The sequence below is a fragment of the Chryseoglobus sp. 28M-23 genome, from assembly GCF_014789785.1.
GTDB lineage: Bacteria > Actinomycetota > Actinomycetes > Actinomycetales > Microbacteriaceae > Microcella > Microcella indica.
Genome location: NZ_CP061846.1, coordinates 787,790 through 803,292 on the forward strand (window position 1 = coordinate 787,790; position 15,503 = coordinate 803,292).

The 15,503-nt window shown below is 68.0% G+C and carries 13 protein-coding genes and 1 tRNA gene; 12 read left to right on the forward strand and 2 right to left on the reverse strand.

Going from position 1 to position 15,503, the window contains the following annotated elements:
* Nucleotides 1-29: 29 nt before the first annotated feature.
* Nucleotides 30-1,589 (forward strand): L-lactate permease, encoded by a 1,560-nt coding sequence (locus IE160_RS03865; protein ID WP_218925636.1) that lies wholly within the window; start codon nucleotides 30-32, stop codon nucleotides 1,587-1,589.
* Nucleotides 1,590-1,757: 168 nt separating this feature from the next.
* Here IE160_RS03865 and IE160_RS03870 read toward each other — a convergent pair.
* Nucleotides 1,758-1,839, reverse strand: a tRNA-Leu gene (locus tag IE160_RS03870).
* 31 nt (nucleotides 1,840-1,870) lie between these two features.
* Nucleotides 1,871-2,986 carry a PucR family transcriptional regulator gene (locus IE160_RS03875; RefSeq protein WP_191151719.1) on the reverse strand — a complete coding sequence of 372 codons (1,116 nt, stop codon included), beginning with the start codon at nucleotides 2,984-2,986 and terminating at the stop codon, nucleotides 1,871-1,873.
* Between the two features lie 115 nt (nucleotides 2,987-3,101).
* On the opposite strand from IE160_RS03875, the gene gabT reads away from it, so the two are divergent.
* The 11 genes from gabT to IE160_RS03930 all read left to right on the forward strand — a co-directional run bounded on the left by gabT (nucleotide 3,102) and on the right by IE160_RS03930 (nucleotide 15,405).
* Nucleotides 3,102-4,457 (forward strand): 4-aminobutyrate--2-oxoglutarate transaminase, encoded by a 1,356-nt coding sequence (gene gabT / locus IE160_RS03880; protein ID WP_218925661.1) that lies wholly within the window; start codon nucleotides 3,102-3,104, stop codon nucleotides 4,455-4,457.
* A 14-nt stretch (nucleotides 4,458-4,471) separates the two neighbouring features.
* Entirely contained in the window at nucleotides 4,472-5,932 is a 1,461-nt protein-coding gene (locus IE160_RS03885; protein ID WP_179873419.1) for an NAD-dependent succinate-semialdehyde dehydrogenase, read from the forward strand.
* 258 nt (nucleotides 5,933-6,190) lie between these two features.
* Nucleotides 6,191-7,480: a TadA family conjugal transfer-associated ATPase gene (locus IE160_RS03890; protein WP_191151720.1), complete on the forward strand. Its 1,290-nt coding sequence runs from the start codon at nucleotides 6,191-6,193 to the stop codon at nucleotides 7,478-7,480.
* Nucleotides 7,477-8,343, forward strand: coding sequence for a type II secretion system F family protein (locus tag IE160_RS03895; protein ID WP_179873421.1), 867 nt, complete (start codon nucleotides 7,477-7,479; stop codon nucleotides 8,341-8,343). Before IE160_RS03890 ends, IE160_RS03895 begins: the two co-directional genes overlap by 4 nt.
* 4 nt (nucleotides 8,344-8,347) lie before the next feature.
* Complete coding sequence (locus tag IE160_RS03900; RefSeq protein ID WP_224744563.1) at nucleotides 8,348-9,310, forward strand: type II secretion system F family protein; 963 nt, start codon at nucleotides 8,348-8,350, stop codon at nucleotides 9,308-9,310.
* 297 nt (nucleotides 9,311-9,607) lie between these two features.
* The gene (locus IE160_RS03905; protein WP_191151721.1) at nucleotides 9,608-10,597 is read left to right on the forward strand and encodes a dihydrodipicolinate synthase family protein; all 990 of its coding nucleotides are present in this window, start codon (nucleotides 9,608-9,610) and stop codon (nucleotides 10,595-10,597) included.
* A 110-nt stretch (nucleotides 10,598-10,707) separates the two neighbouring features.
* Nucleotides 10,708-12,039: an MFS transporter gene (locus IE160_RS03910; protein WP_218925637.1), complete on the forward strand. Its 1,332-nt coding sequence runs from the start codon at nucleotides 10,708-10,710 to the stop codon at nucleotides 12,037-12,039.
* Nucleotides 12,040-12,083: 44 nt separating this feature from the next.
* The gene (locus IE160_RS03915) at nucleotides 12,084-12,590 is read left to right on the forward strand and encodes a cupin domain-containing protein (protein WP_179873423.1); all 507 of its coding nucleotides are present in this window, start codon (nucleotides 12,084-12,086) and stop codon (nucleotides 12,588-12,590) included.
* 38 nt (nucleotides 12,591-12,628) lie between these two features.
* A complete protein-coding gene (locus IE160_RS03920; RefSeq protein WP_191151722.1) occupies nucleotides 12,629-13,945 on the forward strand; it encodes a PucR family transcriptional regulator in 1,317 nt (438 codons plus the stop codon).
* Nucleotides 13,942-14,475 carry a luciferase domain-containing protein gene (locus IE160_RS03925; RefSeq protein WP_224744564.1) on the forward strand — a complete coding sequence of 178 codons (534 nt, stop codon included), beginning with the start codon at nucleotides 13,942-13,944 and terminating at the stop codon, nucleotides 14,473-14,475. The genes IE160_RS03920 and IE160_RS03925 overlap by 4 nt, the downstream gene beginning before the upstream one ends.
* A gap of 75 nt (nucleotides 14,476-14,550) precedes the next feature.
* Nucleotides 14,551-15,405 (forward strand): SDR family NAD(P)-dependent oxidoreductase, encoded by an 855-nt coding sequence (locus IE160_RS03930; protein ID WP_179873425.1) that lies wholly within the window; start codon nucleotides 14,551-14,553, stop codon nucleotides 15,403-15,405.
* Nucleotides 15,406-15,503 lie beyond the last annotated feature (98 nt).

Sequence of the window (15,503 nt, forward strand, 5' to 3'; positions counted from 1 at the left end):
CGTGCCGATGCCCCCGTACGCTGGGTCGCGTGCTGACCATAGTCGCGCTCGCCCCCGTCCTGCTCGTGCTTGTCCTCATGACGGTGCTCGGCTGGTCGGCCGCGCGCGCAGGCCTCGTCACGGCCGCCGTGACGCTCGTGCTCGCGCTCACCGTGTTCGGCTTCGGTGGCGAGGACGCCCAGGTCGGTGTCGCCGCGAGTCTCGCCGGGGTGCTCGCGGAAGCCGGCTTCATCGCGCTCACCGTGATCGGCATCATCGGGCCGGCCCTGGGCATCCACTATCTGCAGCGCAGCACGGGCGCCGCCGCCCGCCTGCGCCAGGCGCTCGCGATGCTGCACCCCGACCCGCGATTGGGCGCGATCCTCGTCGCGTGGTTCTTCGCGCTCTTCCTCGAGGGCGCGGCAGGCTTCGGCACGCCCGTCGCTCTCGCGGCGCCCTTCCTCGTCGCTGCGGGCATGCCCGCCCTGCCGGCCGTCGCCGCGGCGCTCGTCGGTCACGCGGCGGGCGTCTCGTTCGGGGCGATCGGCACGCCCGTGCTCGCCCAGAGCGCCCTCGTCGACGCGACCAGCGCCGAGCTCGCGCAGTCGACGGTCGTGTACCACCTCGCCCTCGGGGTCGTGCTCGTTGCCGTCATGGTGGTCATCATCGGGCGCGCCTACGGGCACTTCCGCGGCCTGTGGTGGTGGGGTGCGCTCGCCGCCGTGTGCTTCTTCGTGCCGTACGGGCTCATCGCGTGGTTCCTCGGGCCTGAGCTGCCCACCCTCGGCGGGGCTCTCGTGGGCGTGCTGGTGTTCTCGTTCGTGCTCGTGCGGCATCGGCGGCGCGTCCACGCGCGCGGCGAGACGGGAGTGCCCGATGAGGTGGTCACCACCCATCCGCATCCGGATGCTCGCGACGTCGTCACCGCGGAGATCACGGTTCTGCGCGCCGCCGCCCCGTACCTCGTGCTGGTCGGCGTCGTCCTGCTGACGCGGCTCATCGGCCCTCTGCGGGAGACTCTGCAGTCAGTCACTCTGGCGTGGGAGCTGCCCGGAGGCTTCGCCGGCAGCGTGCAGCCGCTCTACCACCCCACGATGCTGCTCACGATCGCGTTCCTCGCGGGGGCGCTGCTGCAGCGGGCCTCCTGGCGGCGCATCCGCGTGGCCTTCGTCACGGCGACGCTGCAGCTCGGCCCCGTGCTCGTCGCGCTCGTGGCGATGATCACGATCGCGCGCACCATGACCGCCTCGGGCATGACCGAGCAGCTCGCGCTCGCCGCCGCCGGGCTGGGGCTCGCGTGGCCCGTCTTTGCGCCCCTGGTCGGCGCGTTCGGCACGTTCATCACCGGCTCGGCGACCGCCTCGAACCTGCTGTTCACCGACCTGCAGAGCTCGACCGCACGGGCGCTCGCGCTGCCCGAGCTGCCGCTGCTCGGCGCGCAGGGCTTCGGCGCCGCGGTCGGCAACATTATCGCGCCGCACAACATCGTGGCCGCGGTCGCGACCGTGGGCCTCACGGGCCAGGAGGGGAAGGTGCTGCGCACGACCGTGCCGACCGCGCTCGCCTACCTCGTGCTCGGCGGGCTGCTCGCGCTGCTGTTCGTGTTGTAGCCGCGCGTCGCGCCGCGTCGCGTCGCGGTGTCGTGGGCGCCCCTACGCGAGCGCCCCTACGCGAGCCCGCGCGCTTAGATTCGCCCCAAACTGGGCCTTGGCCGCTCGTCAAGCGCCCTTTCGCGCCAGATCTGGCACGACGTGCGGTGCGCGGCGCGCGGCGCACCGTGCGGAAGGAGGGACTTGAACCCTCACGCCCGAAGGCACAGGAACCTAAATCCTGCGTGTCTGCCGATTCCACCACTCCCGCTGGTGGGGCCAGTGTATCGGCGGCGAAACCCTCAGAGGCGGGCCTCGGCGTGCAGCGCGGCCCACAGCTCTGCGCGCGCCGCGAGCGACGACAGGTCGCGATCGAGCACGTCGCCGGCGCGGCGTACGCGGGCGCGCACCGTATGACGGTGGATGCCCAGCCGCAGCGCCGCCGCCTCCGCCACGGCGTCCTCCTGCAGCCAGGCGGTGAGGGTCGCCTCGAGCTGCTCGCCTGTCGAGGAGTCGTGCGCGCGCAGTGTCGCGAGCAGGTCGGCGGCTGTCTCGTCGCCGTGCTCAAGGAGGAGCGGGGGAGCCGGGTCGCTCTCGGCGAGCAGTCGCGCCAGGTGCGTGCGCAGGTGCTCGAGCCGCTCGCCAGCATCACCGCTCTCGGACGAGCGCAGGGCGCGCGGTGCGAGCCCGGCCATGGCGACGACGCTCGTGACGACGGCGCGCACGGCGTCGTCGTCGGGCGTCGTCGGGCCGACGGCGAGCACGCCCGCAAGCGACCCGGGTGCGCCGACGGTCTGCAGGCTCCAGCCGTCGACCGTGCGGGCGGCGCGGCGGCCCGCGGCGAGCATCCGGTGCGCTGCGTCGGCCACAGTCTCAGGAGCCTCGCCGTGTGCGCCGGCGGCCTCCACGAGCGCGACCGGTGCCTCGATACGGCGGGCGAGCTCCGCGAGCACGGCCGCGACCCCCTCGCGTCGCAGCGCGGCGAGGGCGAGGGCGCGCTGGGTCTCGAGCGTCCACCGCACGCGGGCGTATCTCTCGCGTGCGTCCGCGTCGGCGACGGCGCGCGTGACGGCGATGAAGGGGGTGCGGTACGGCACCTCGAGCAGGGCGATGCCGTGCCGCTCGCACGCCTCCACGAGCGCCTCCGGCGTGCCGTCGCGGATCACCTCCGTGCCGAAGCCGACGCCGGGCACGCCGGCGGCCGCGAGGCGTGCGACCCACGGCTCGATGTCGTCGTCGTTGCTCCACTGCGTGCCGGTGGTCAGCAGGGCGTCGCCCTCGCCGAGAAAGGGGGTGGGGTCGGCGAGGTCGCTCGAGTGCACCCAGCTCCAGGGGCGCGCGGCGGCCCGCTCGTCTGCCCACACGATGCGCAGCCCGAGCTGCGCGTGCGAGGTGAGGTTGGCGACGGTGATGGGCATGGGGCTCCCTGCTCGAGAGGCGTGTACGCGACGTACACACGTGTGGTCGAGAGTGTACGCCGTGGACACTGACGAGGCGCACTCCCGCACCTACGCTGGCCGCATGAGCATGATGATGGATGCCCCCGCAGCCGACCGCCCACCCGTCACCGGGGGCCCGAGCCTGCCCCAGAAGCGCGAGCTCGTGACGAGCATCCCGGGCCCGAAGAGCGAAGCCTGGATCGCCCGCAAGCAGGCCGCCGTCTCGAGCGGCGTCGGCACCATGATGCCCGTCTACGCGGTCGCCGCGGGCGGCGGCGTCATCGTCGACGTCGACGGCAACAGCCTCATCGACCTGGGGTCGGGCATCGCCGTGACGAACGTCGGCAACGCCGACCCGCACGTGACCGCGGCTGTCATCGAGCAGGTGCAGCGCTTCACCCACACGTGCTTCACGGTCACGCCGTACGACGGCTACGTCGAGGTCGCCGAGGCGCTCAACCGCCTGACTCCCGGCGACCACGCCAAGCGCACCGCCCTCTTCAACTCGGGCGCCGAGGCCGTCGAGAACGCCATCAAGATCGCGCGCTACTACACGGGCAAGTCGGCCGTCGTCGCCTTCGACCACGGCTACCACGGCCGCACCAACCTCACCATGGCGCTCACCGCGAAGGCGATGCCCTACAAGGCCGGCTTCGGCCCCTTCGCGCCCGACGTGTACCGCGCGCCCATGTCGTACCCCTACCGCGATGGGCTGAGCGGAGCGGAGGCCGCGGCCCGCGCCATCCACACGATGGAGAAGCAGATCGGCGCCGACCGCCTCGCCGCGATCATCATCGAGCCGATCCAGGGCGAGGGCGGCTTCGTCGTGCCCGCCGAGGGCTTCCTGCCCGCGCTGCAGGCCTGGGCCAACGAGAACGACGTCGTCTTCATCGTCGATGAGATCCAGACCGGCTTCGCCCGCACGGGTGCGATGTTCGCGAGCGAGCACGAGGGAATCGTGCCCGACATGATCACCCTCGCGAAGGGCATCGCGGGCGGGCTGCCGCTCGCGGCCGTCACCGGCAGGGCCGAGATCATGGATGCTCCCCACGCGGGCGGCCTCGGCGGCACGTACGGCGGCAACCCGATCGCGACCGCTGCGGCTCTCGGTGCGCTGCGTGCCTACGACGAGCACGATCTGCTCGGGCGTGCGCGCGAGCTCGAGGCGATCATCCTTGATTCGTTGACGACCATGCAGGCGCGCGACGGACGCATCGGCGACATCCGCGGGCGCGGCGCCATGATGGCGATCGAGCTCGTCGACGAGGACGGGGCTCCGGATGCTGCGCTCACGTCTGCCGTCGCGAAGCACTGCCACGTGAACGGCGTCGTGGTGCTCACCTGCGGCACCGACGGCAACGTCATCCGCCTGCTGCCCCCGCTCTCGATCAGCGACGACCTGCTGCGCGAGGGTCTCGGCGTCATCGCCGAGGCGCTCGAGGCGAACTGAATCGGAGGAACGACATGATCACGGAAGCCGACCTGCTCGCGAAGGTTCCGCGCGGCCTCTACATCGACGGCGCGTGGGTGGATGCCGAGGGCGGCCGGACGCTCGCGGTGACCGACCCATCGACGGGGCAGACCCTCGTCGAGATCGCCGACGCCTCCGTCGCCGACGGCCAGCGTGCGATGGACGCCGCGGCGAACGCCCAGGCCGACTGGGCGGCGACGGCGCCGCGCGCCCGCGGGGAGATTCTCCGCCGCGCTTTCGACCTCCTGCAGGAGCGCGCCGACGAGTTCGCCCTGCTCATGACGCTCGAGATGGGCAAGCCGCTCGCCGAGGCACGTGGCGAGGTCACCTACGGCGGCGAGTTCCTGCGCTGGTTCAGCGAGGAGGCCGTGCGCATCACGGGCCGCTTCGGGCAGAACCCCGAGGGTACGGGGCAGATCGTCGTCTCGCACGCCCCCGTCGGGCCCTCGTTCCTCATCACGCCCTGGAACTTCCCCCTCGCGATGGCGACGCGCAAGATCGCGCCCGCGATCGCCGCGGGCTGCACCTCGATCATCAAGCCGGCCGCGCTCACGCCGCTCACGACGCTCCTCTTCGTCGCGCTGCTGGAGGAGGCGGGCCTGCCGAAGGGTGTCGTCAACGTCGTCACGACCTCGCAGTCGAGCGCGGTCTCGGGCGAGATCATCGCCGACCCGCGCTTGCGCAAGCTGAGCTTCACGGGCTCCACGGGGGTCGGTCGCGCGCTCATGAAGCAGGCGGCCGACGGCATTCTGCGCACGTCGATGGAGCTCGGCGGCAACGCTCCCTTCGTCGTGTTCGGCGACGCCGACCTGGACAAGGCGGTCGACGGCGTCATGCTCGCCAAGTTCCGCAACATCGGGCAGGCGTGCACGGCGGCGAACCGCATCCTCGTGCAGAGCGACGTGGTCGAGGAGTTCAGCCGTCGCGTGACGGAGCGGGTCGCGGCCATGCGCATGGGTCGCGGCACCGAGGAGGGCGTGCAGATTGGCCCGCTCGTCGACGACAAAGCGGTGGCCGGTTCGCACGAACTGGTCGAGGATGCGGTCGCGCGCGGCGCGACCGTCACCACGGGCGGGCAGATTCCGGACGGCGCGGGTTCCTTCTACCCCGCGACGGTGCTCACGGGCGTGGCAGCGGGCACGCGCCTGCTGTCGGAGGAGATCTTCGGCCCCGTGCTCGCGATCGTGCCGTTCGACACTGAGGACGAGGCGGTCGAGCTCGCCAACGCGACCGAGTACGGCCTCATCTCCTACGTCTACACGCAGGATCTGAACCGCGGCATGCGCATGATCGACCGTCTCGAGACAGGGATGATGGGCCTCAACGCGGGCGTCATCTCCAACGCCGCGGCGCCGTTCGGCGGCGTCAAGCAGTCCGGCATCGGCCGTGAGGGCTCGCTGGAGGGCATCCACGAGTACCTCACCACGAAGTACACCTTCATCCCGAAGAACTGAGTGCGCGATGCTCGTCGGGCCTGAAGGCCCGACGGCATCCCGCACCCCACACTTCCGTGGCCGGGCGCTATGGTGGCCGCCCGGCCACGGATCCCCTGGCGCCCCAGCGCCCTTTCGTGCCAGATCTGGCGCAAAAGGGCGCTCGGCGTGCGGCAACGGCCCCGTTTGCGTCCAATCTGGCGCGCGCCATCGCCCTCGCGGCACACGGCTGTGGAGAACGGGCGGGATGCTCGGGGCCGCCTTTGCAGAATGGCGGCCATGCCCTCCGCCGCCTCGCTCATCACCGCCCGGGTGCGCGACCGGGTGCGCGCCGAGCGGCTCGACCTGCACCGTGATCCGGCTGCGGCCGACCGGCTGGCCCGCGAGGAGCTGCGGCGCTACGCGGAGCGCTCGCTCGGCGGCGGCACGCTGCCCGTCATCGACGACGAGGCGCAGACGCTCGGCGAGGTGCTCGCTGGCCTGATCGGCTACGGCCCACTGCAGCCCTACTTCGACGCCCCCGAGGTGGAGGAGATCTGGATCAACGCCCCCGACGCGGTCTTCATCGCGCGCGACGGGGTGAGTGAGCGCACGACGCTCGAGCTGACCGACGAGGAGGTGCGCACGCTCGTCGAGCGCATGCTGCAGTCAACCGGGCGCCGCGTTGACCTCAGCAGTCCGTTCGTCGATGCGAGCCTGCCCGACGGCTCGCGCCTGCACGTGGTGATCCCCGACGTCACGCGCCGCCACTGGTCGGTCAACGTGCGCAAGTTCTCGCAGCGCATCGGTGATCTGTCCCGCCTCGTCGAGCTCGGGTCGCTACCCCCGCCGGCCGCCGAGTTCCTGCGCATGAGCGTCCTCGCGGGGGCGAACATCCTCGTGAGCGGCGCCACGCACTCCGGCAAGACGACCCTCATGGGCGCGATGCTCGCGGGCGCACGACCGAGCGAGCGCATCGTCACGGTCGAGGAGACCTTCGAACTCGACCTCAGCGCCCCCGACGTCGTCGCGATGCAGTGCCGCAGCGCCAACCTGGAGGGCTCGGGCGAGATCAGTCTGCGCCGCCTCATCAAGGAGGCCCTGCGCATGCGCCCCGACCGGCTCGTCGTCGGCGAGGTGCGCGAGGCAGAATCCCTCGACCTCCTCATCGCCCTCAACAGCGGGCTGCCGGGCATGTGCTCGATTCACGCGAACAGCGCTCGGGATGCTCTCGTCAAGCTCGCCACCCTGCCACTCCTCGCCGGGCGCAACATCGACTCGTCGTTCGTGGTGCCGACGGTCGCGAGCGCGATCGACCTCGTCGTGCACTGCGAGCTTGTGCGCGGCGGGCGCCGCCGGGTGGCCGAGATCGTCGCGCCGACGGGCGACGTCGTCGAGGGCACGATCGAGGCGGAGTCGATCTTCAGCCTGCGCGGGGAGGAGCTCGCGGCGACGGGCACGCTGCCCCCGCGGGAGCAGGTGTTCGCACGCGCGGGGCTCGACCCGCGCCCGCTGCTGCGCTCTGCCGTCAACACCGCTGTCACCCCAGCCGTCAACCCGTCCGCCGGCCCACGAGCGGTGCCCGCGTGAGCGTCGCGCTCGGTCTCGTTCTCGCGGCGGGCGTGCTGCTCGTCGTCTCCCCGTGGCTGTGGCCGCGCGACCACGATCGCCGGCCCGCCGAGCGCAGTCGGACGCTCGGCGCCGTCGCCGACCTGCTCGCGCGCGCGGGCGTGACGGGGGTCGCGCCGGCGACGTTCGTGGCCCTGGACATCCTCGTCGGTCTGATCGGTGCCGCCCTCACGCTCATCCTCGTACCGGTCGTCGCGCTCGCCCCCGTGGCGGGAGTGGTCGCCGCGGCGCTGCCCGTCGTCGCGCTACGGGCGAGGGCGGCGGCGCGGCGGCGCGCACTGCGGTCGGTGTGGCCCGACGTGGTCGATCACCTGCTGTCGGGCATCCGGTCGGGGCTGGGCCTGCCGCAGGCGATCGTGACTCTCGCCGAGTCGGCGCCGGGCAGCGTGCAGGAGCCTTTCCGCCAGTTCCGCCGCGACTACGTGCGCACGGCGCGCTTCGAGGAGTCGCTCGACACCCTCAAGGCGAACCTCGCCGACCCGGTCGCCGACCGCATCATCGAGACGCTGCGCATGGCGCGCGAGGTGGGCGGCACCGAGCTGCCGATGGTGCTGCGCTCGCTCTCGCAGTACTTGCGGGCCGACGCGGCCGTGCGCGGTGAAGTGGATGCTCGGCAATCGTGGGTGCGCGCCGCCGCCCGCCTGGGCGTCGTCGCGCCCTGGGTCGTACTCGTGCTGCTCGGCACGAGGCCCGAGGCCGCGGCCGCCTACAACTCGGTCGGCGGCGCCGTGCTCGTCGTCGCGGGCCTCGCGGTGACTCTCGTCGCCTACCGCATCATGATCGCGCTCGGGCGCCTGCCCGAGGAAGGTCGGTGGTTCCGATGAAGCGGTGGTTCCGGTGAGCGGCGCGCTCGTGAGCCCGCTGCTCGGCTGGGCGCTGCTGTGCGGCGTGGGGCTCGGTGCGGGGCTCTGGCTGCTCGTGAGCCTCGTGCCTCGGCTCGGCCGCCCGAGGCTCGTGCACCGCCTCGCCCCGTACCTCGTCGATGTCTCGCCCGCTGCGCACGCGATGACATCGGGGCAGCGCAGCGATCCGCTGCCGGTCGCTTCGGCGCTGCTCGCCCCGCTCGTGGAGGGCGCGAGTCGCGTGCTGGAGAGCGTGCTCGGCGGTGAGGAGGCGATCCGCACGCGCCTGCGGCAGTCGGGCGCGTCGACGACGATCGCGGGGCATCGCACGCGGCAGCTCGCGGGTGCCGCGCTCGGGGCCGCCGCAGGGGTCGCGGTCGCGAGTGTCGCGGTGCGCGACGCGGGCACGATCGTGCTCGCCGCGGTCGGGGGAGTGCTCGCGGGCTCGATCGCCGGGCTCGCTCTTGTCGACCAGCTGCTCGCCCGGGCGGCGAAGCGTCGTGTCGCCCGTATCGCCGACGAGTTCCCGACCATCGTCGAGTTCCTCGCCCTGAGCGTCTCGGCGGGCGAGTCGATCCTCGACGCGGTCCGCCGCGTCGCCCGCACGGGCTCGGGCGAGCTCGCCACCGAGTTCGACCGTGTTGTGACGCGCGCCGCGACCGGTCAGCCGGTGGCGGCCTGTCTCGCAGAACTACGTGACGACCTCGGGATGCCCTCCATCACGCGCCTCGTCGACCAAGTGCTCGCGGCTCTCGACCGCGGGTCGCCGCTCGCCGAGGTATTGCGCGCCCACGCGCTCGACGCCCGCGAGGAGTCGAAGCGTGCCCTACTGGAGGCCGCGGGCACGCGCGAGGTCACGATGCTCGTACCGCTCGTGTTCCTCATACTCCCGGTCACGGTGCTCTTCGCGGTCTGGCCGGGCCTCATGGTGCTGCAGCTCGGGTTGTGATCAGCGACTCAGCGAGAGCTCCTCAACTTCGAGGTTGGCCCCGTTTGTGCACCCGGGTATCGAGCATCCCGGCTCAATTGCTGCCGATGCATCTCTAGTCATCGGTGCCGTCGACGTGTTCACGACCGGCAACCCCCATCCTCTTCGGCACAGCGAACGCTGCACGACGACAGGAAAAAAGATTGGTCTGGTGGACCAAGGATCAAGCGCCCCTATGTCGCTAGCGTGAGCGTTCGGTGGAGTCACTCGCCAGAGGGTTGGGGTTCGACGACTCGCACGCTCATCAAGGAGGATAGCTTGGCGCAAAAGTACACAGCACAGGATCTCGTGGGGATTGTCGGAATCGTTCCGACGCCGTCGACTCCCGACTCGGCACGCTGGGACACGGACAATACGATTGAGACGAGCGTGACTACCGCGATGATCCAAGGTGCTGCGCCGGCCGTCGACGCACTGTTGACCCTCGGTACCTTTGGCGAAGGCGCGACGGTAACCGAGCTTGAGGTCGCCGCGTTCATGAGAATTGTGGTGTCTGAAAGTGGGAAGACGCCAGTATTCGCAGGTGCGACAACATTAAATACCCGCGACACGATCCGCCGCGCTCGAATGCTTCTCGACATCGGCGTTGATGGCTTGTTTCTCGGGCGCCCGATGTGGTGCGAGATGGATGACGATGCGATCGTCGGCTTCTACTCCGACATCGCCGAAGCTCTGCCCGAAGTCCCCGTCATCTTGTACGACAACCCTTCGGCTTTCAAGAGCAAGCTCTCGCCAGCGCTGTACTCAAGGCTATCCGAGATTCCCACGCTCATCGGCGCGAAGTACACTTTCCTCGGCCCCCAGTACGCGGATGACGTCGAAGCGTGTGGTGATCGAATCCGGTTGCTCCCTATGGATGCCGATTGGCTAGACGCACACCGGATTGTGGGGGATGCCGCCGCTGCCTGCTGGAGCCCCAGTGCCGCATGTGGCACCGAACCCCTCGAACGGCTACGCAACGCGATGGTCTCCTCGGATTGGGTCGCTGCGGAGGCAATCTCCCAGGAGCTAAAATACGCGTACTCAACGCTCATGCCCCAGGGCGACTTCGCAAGTTTCTCGCGGTACAACATCCCCCTCGACAAGGCGCGCATTGCGGCAGCCGGTGTCATCGATCCCGGCCCGCCGCGCCCGCCCTATCAAACCGCTCCCCAGTCGTATCTAGACGGGGCCACTGAGGCGGGCACCAGGTGGGCCGAATTGCGGAGCAGCTACACGGTTGGTGCCGTAGCTGGCCCCGCCCGCTAGTCGGACATCGTTGCGAGAGCTCCTCGCAAACTGCACCATCGAACCCCCAACAAGGAACGACACAAGACGTGTCGGGCGACGGAGCCCGACCGCGATGAAAGGAAGCTCCAGTGACGATCAATGATTCGACTCTGACCTCTTCGGAAGCACCAGAAGTTCCCCGTAGAACCCTTCGCACGGTTGCGGCGACTGCGGCCGGCACCGCCATGGAGATGTATGACTTCGTCCTCTACGGAACTGCGGCTGCACTTGTGTTCGGCCCGCTGTTCTTCCCGCAGGTGGATCCCGTGATCGGCACGTTGGCGTCGTTGGCAACTTTTGGGGTTGGCTTCGTCGCCCGTCCGCTTGGCGGCATAATCTTCGGGAATCTTGGTGACCGAATCGGTCGCAAGAAGGTGCTCATCATCACCATGATCGGGATGGGCATCTTCTCGACGATCATCGGGTTGCTTCCGACGTATGAGACGATCGGGATCTGGGCTCCCATACTGCTAGTCCTTCTGCGGCTCTTTCAGGGGGTCGCGATGGGGGGCGAGCAAGGTGGCGCTATCGTCATGGCCGCAGAATCCGATGGTCAGCGTTCACTGCGCCGTGGTTTCTTAGGTGCATGGCCCGGAGTGGGCATGGCAGGCGGGCTTGTTCTGGCGACGCTCATCTTCGGTGCGTTCGCCGGGGCGCTTGACGAGGCGGCGTTCCTCTCCTGGGGATGGCGAGTACCATTCCTCATCAGTCTCGTCCTGGTCGCAATCGGTCTTGCCATTCGACTCGGCGTGCCCGAGACCAGCGTGTTCGAGGCCGCCAAGACCGGGCAGCGCACGACACGCTCGCCCATGATCGATGTCATACGTAGCTACTGGCGTCAAATTCTGTTGGTGATCGGGATGAAGTCGGGCGAGACCGCGGCATTCTTCCTCATCGCAACGTTCTCGGTGAGCTACGGAAGTCAGTTCCTGGGCATCGCACGTGCTGACATCCTCAACGCTGTTCTCGTTGCCGCAATCGTGGAGATGATCACACTTCCGCTCTGGGGTGCTCTGTCCGACCGAGTCGGACGTCGGCCGGTGATGATTTTCGGCGCGGCGTTCCTGCTCGTTTTCACAGTACCGTTCTTCCTGTTGTTGAACACCACGGCCATGCCTCTGGTGTACCTTGCCCTGATCCTTGCAATGGGAATGGGCCACGCACCTCTTGCGGCACCATCGGGCGCGTTCTTCGCCGAGGCTTTCCCCACGCGCGTGCGGCTCAGCGGCGTGTCGCTCGGTGTGCAGCTCACTGCAGCTATTGCGGGAGGCTTCACGCCGCTCATCGCGACGGCACTGCTCGCCGCCACGGGGAACACCTGGTCCGTTGCCGGGTACATCGGGGCGCTCGCACTGATCTCCCTCATCGCAACACTCATGACGCGTGAGACTTTCAAGACAGGCGAACTGCCGGTCGACTAGCTCACACAAAATGTTCAGCATAGAGAAGGAAAGGAACGCCGACTATGGGCAACGACAGTGCGAAGCTCAGCGAAGAAGGACTCCAGGAGTTCATGCAGGAAATTGACCGCATGCACCACCGGGATGATCAGCACGTGACCGAACCTCATCTCGTCACGCATTCGGAGGACGCCTACTGGCTCACGGGTGGGACGGACAATCCCTCCCACCTCGGTCTGCTGCGTCACGTGCCGATGAAGACTGTGGAGTTCGTACTCCAGGTGATTCCGGCGGAGACCTCGACGGACCTCCAGAGGCACGTCCACGAGTCCGTTCACTACGTGGCGGACGGTGGCGGATGGTCGGAGATCGGCGACCAGGTTGTCACCTGGAGCAAAGGTGACTTTGTCTTCACTCCCCCCTGGATTTGGCACCGGCACTATGCCAATTCGGAGGACGTGCACATGATCATCATCGAGAATTCTCGGCTCCTGAACAGCCTCGACGCTGGTCGTCGCGAAAGCCGTGGCAAAGTCAGCTTTGCTGAAGAGTTCGGCGTTCAAGACACATGAGTGCATTCGTACTCGACGGTCAGGAGTACAATCACGCGATGACACAACCCGCCACGTCGCCTCCGATCGATACAGGGGCCTCGGAAAGGTCCCCGCACACCTTCACGTGGATACTGGAGCTTTCTTCCGTCTCCGACGTTCCCGGCGAGCTGACCGACACGGCGCGCGAGGTAGCGCGCCAGCATCTTGGCCCCGGCCCCGCTCAGTGGGTTGCGTCTGAAGCGGCCGGTGTCGCGAATCTGATCGTCAGGACGGATCCGTCTCTCGCGTCTCTAGGGAGAACAGTCCATGAGACAACGGAGCTATTGTTCCTGGACACCATCCTCCGGTTAGTGGATCCGAATCTTGGCCGGCTCACGAGGCCCCTGGTCCTGCAATTGGCGCAAGGGGCCATGAATGAGGGCGCGACTCTGGCCGCCGTCCTGAGAGCTCTCAACCTCGGGCAAGCTGGAATCACCGAAGCGCTCCTTCACGAGTGTGAACGGCTCATTCCCGTGGGTGAGCAGGGCGCCAACATGCGGGCACTTGTCAGCAGCGTGGTCGATACGCACAACCAACTCGCGGATGTCATCACCGACATGCATCCAGCAACGGAGAATCCGGTGCGGGGTCTTCATGAAACGGAATCTGGAGTCCTCGCTGCTCTCTTGAGCGGTCGAGGCCGACCGGAACGATTCGAACAGGTCACCCGATATCCGCTTGACCGAATCCACGTGGCCGCAGTCGCATTCAGCCAGCGGGAAGAACCCGAGAAGCTCGTGGCCACGACCGTAAAGGCGCTCGAGGGGATGGGATGCGATCAGATCTTCAAGGTGAAGATCGCACCCAACGTGCTCTGGGCGTGGGGGAGCGTTCGCACTGCTGGCGATCTCCGTCTAGAGCCACCGCCACCGTGTAATGGATGGACCATGACGGTCGGTCTCCCCGGTAGCGGCGCAGCGGGGTTCATCGCCAGTCATGACGAGGCGCGTGCTCTGCAGAAGGTCGCCATGATGGCCGGCTGGCGCAACCTCGGGCGAATCCTGCCGTATGACCGTTATGGGGCAGTCGCTGAACTCGCCGCTCGTCCCGAACGTCTTCAGAGGTTTCTCGAGGTTCAGCTCGGCGGACTCCTCGGGGACAGCGGTCGCGAGACGGACCTTCGAAGCACCATGCTGGAGTATCTCAATGTCAATCGCAGTCAGTACGCCGCGGCTCAGCGGCTTCATGTCTCGAAGAACACCGTGAGTTACCGGCTTCGCCGAGCTGAGGAGATCCTTGGCAGGGACATCGGTGAGGATCTCAGTCCGCTTCATACTGCGCTGCTGGCCACTGATATTCTCGGAGCAGACTTCGCTGCGCAGGTGGTGGCATGAATCGCGAGGACGAGATGACGGAATATCCACGACGCTCTGGCCCGCGCCCGTCGACGACGTCGACGAACCCGCACACACAGCTCGACCAACAGCCCGTGGATCATCAACCTAGGTTGCGGCTGATCGAATTGCTGGGCGACCTTCCGGTTGTATGGGCGGGCTCAATGATCTCAGTGCCCGGGGCGCAAGCGCTGACGTTGCCTCCTGGCACCGGCCAAGGGCCGCCCGAGGCCTTCATGATCGACAGGGAGTTTGCGCACCTCCACCCGGCACCAGACTTTTCCCTGCACCTTGTGCTGCCGCAAGCCGTTGCCGAAGCAGCGATCGAAGCTGGCTGGGCCGAGCAGCATCCCATTGCGCGCCTCGGTTTTATCTCGCCCGGAGCTGTTATGGTTTACTCCCCACGTGATGCTGGTGAAGCGGCGATTGCGGCGGGCTTGATCAGGCAGTCGTATGCCTATGCGACGGGCGTTCATCCAACGTCCACCCAAGTAGGCGAGTCCACCGAAGTAGGCGACACGGGCCGTTGACGGCGCGTGTCGGTCAGACAATATCGGTGCTTCACAATCCAGAGAACCATCATTGCAGGACGGAAGGACAAGCTCATGGCAGGACGCCTGGAGGGAAAAGTTGCTCTCATCACCGGCACCGCGGACGGACAGGGCAGGGCGGCGGCACTAGCCTTCGCTGCCGAGGGCGCCAAGATCGTGGGATGCGATCTCAAGGCAGACCTCGCTGAAGAGACGGTCGAGATGGTGCGCGCGAAGGGAGGCGACATGGTGTCGATGCAGCCTCTGAACTTGAGCGACGAAGCCGGGGTGCAGAGCTGGATTGACTTCGCTGTCGACGCGTATGGCGACTTCGACATCCTCTACAACAATGCCTCTGGGGTGAGAGGAGGCACCATCGAGTCCCTCACTCGCGCTGACTGGGACTTCGACATGACGAACGAGGTCACCATCTTGTTCCTGGCGATCCAGAAGGCACTGCCGGTGTTCAAACGCAAGGGCCACGGCGTCATCCTGAACACTGGATCGGTCGCCGCTATGGTGGGCTCGGCAATGCCCGGAAACGTTGCGGGCAACCTGGTGCACAACGTGGCGAAGGGTGCGGTGCTGCGGCTGACGACCAACCTGGCAGTTGAGTTGTCTCCGTGGAACATTCGGGTCAACACCGTCTCGCCAGGTTTCATCGACACCCCCGCCACGCGACCACTGCTCGACGCCGGAGGGCGCGAGCCAGTCGAGAATTCGTTGCTCAACCCTCGCGTTGGCCGGCCCGAGGATATTGCTTTGGCGGCCGTGTACCTGTGTTCTGACGAGGCAGACTATGTGACCGGGTCCAACCTCGTGGTCGACGGTGGCTGGGTCGCTGGTGGCGGTGTTGGCCGCCCAGACCCTGCGATCGAGCGGATCTTCGGCGAGGTGATGAGTAAGCTGGCAAACGCCCCCTCGGCCTAGAACCTTGCTTCGCTGTACGGCGCGGTGTCGAGGTCGCCGCAGTCGAATTCGCGGGTGATTTTCACGGAACCCACCCGTGCCGATTGCTGACATTCAGC

What these genes read in the sequence shown, in the direction of transcription:
- gabT (WP_218925661.1), top strand. Translation starts at nt 3,102, where the DNA reads ATGGATGCCCCCGCAGCCGACCGCCCACCCGTCACCGGGGGCCCGAGC.
- IE160_RS03915 (WP_179873423.1), top strand. Translation starts at nt 12,084, where the DNA reads ATGGGCAACGACAGTGCGAAGCTCAGCGAAGAAGGACTCCAGGAGTTC.
- IE160_RS03890 (WP_191151720.1), top strand. Translation starts at nt 6,191, where the DNA reads ATGCCCTCCGCCGCCTCGCTCATCACCGCCCGGGTGCGCGACCGGGTG.
- IE160_RS03875 (WP_191151719.1), bottom strand. Translation starts at nt 2,986, where the DNA reads ATGCCCATCACCGTCGCCAACCTCACCTCGCACGCGCAGCTCGGGCTG.
- IE160_RS03925 (WP_224744564.1), top strand. Translation starts at nt 13,942, where the DNA reads ATGAATCGCGAGGACGAGATGACGGAATATCCACGACGCTCTGGCCCG.
- IE160_RS03920 (WP_191151722.1), top strand. Translation starts at nt 12,629, where the DNA reads ATGACACAACCCGCCACGTCGCCTCCGATCGATACAGGGGCCTCGGAA.
- IE160_RS03885 (WP_179873419.1), top strand. Translation starts at nt 4,472, where the DNA reads ATGATCACGGAAGCCGACCTGCTCGCGAAGGTTCCGCGCGGCCTCTAC.
- IE160_RS03930 (WP_179873425.1), top strand. Translation starts at nt 14,551, where the DNA reads ATGGCAGGACGCCTGGAGGGAAAAGTTGCTCTCATCACCGGCACCGCG.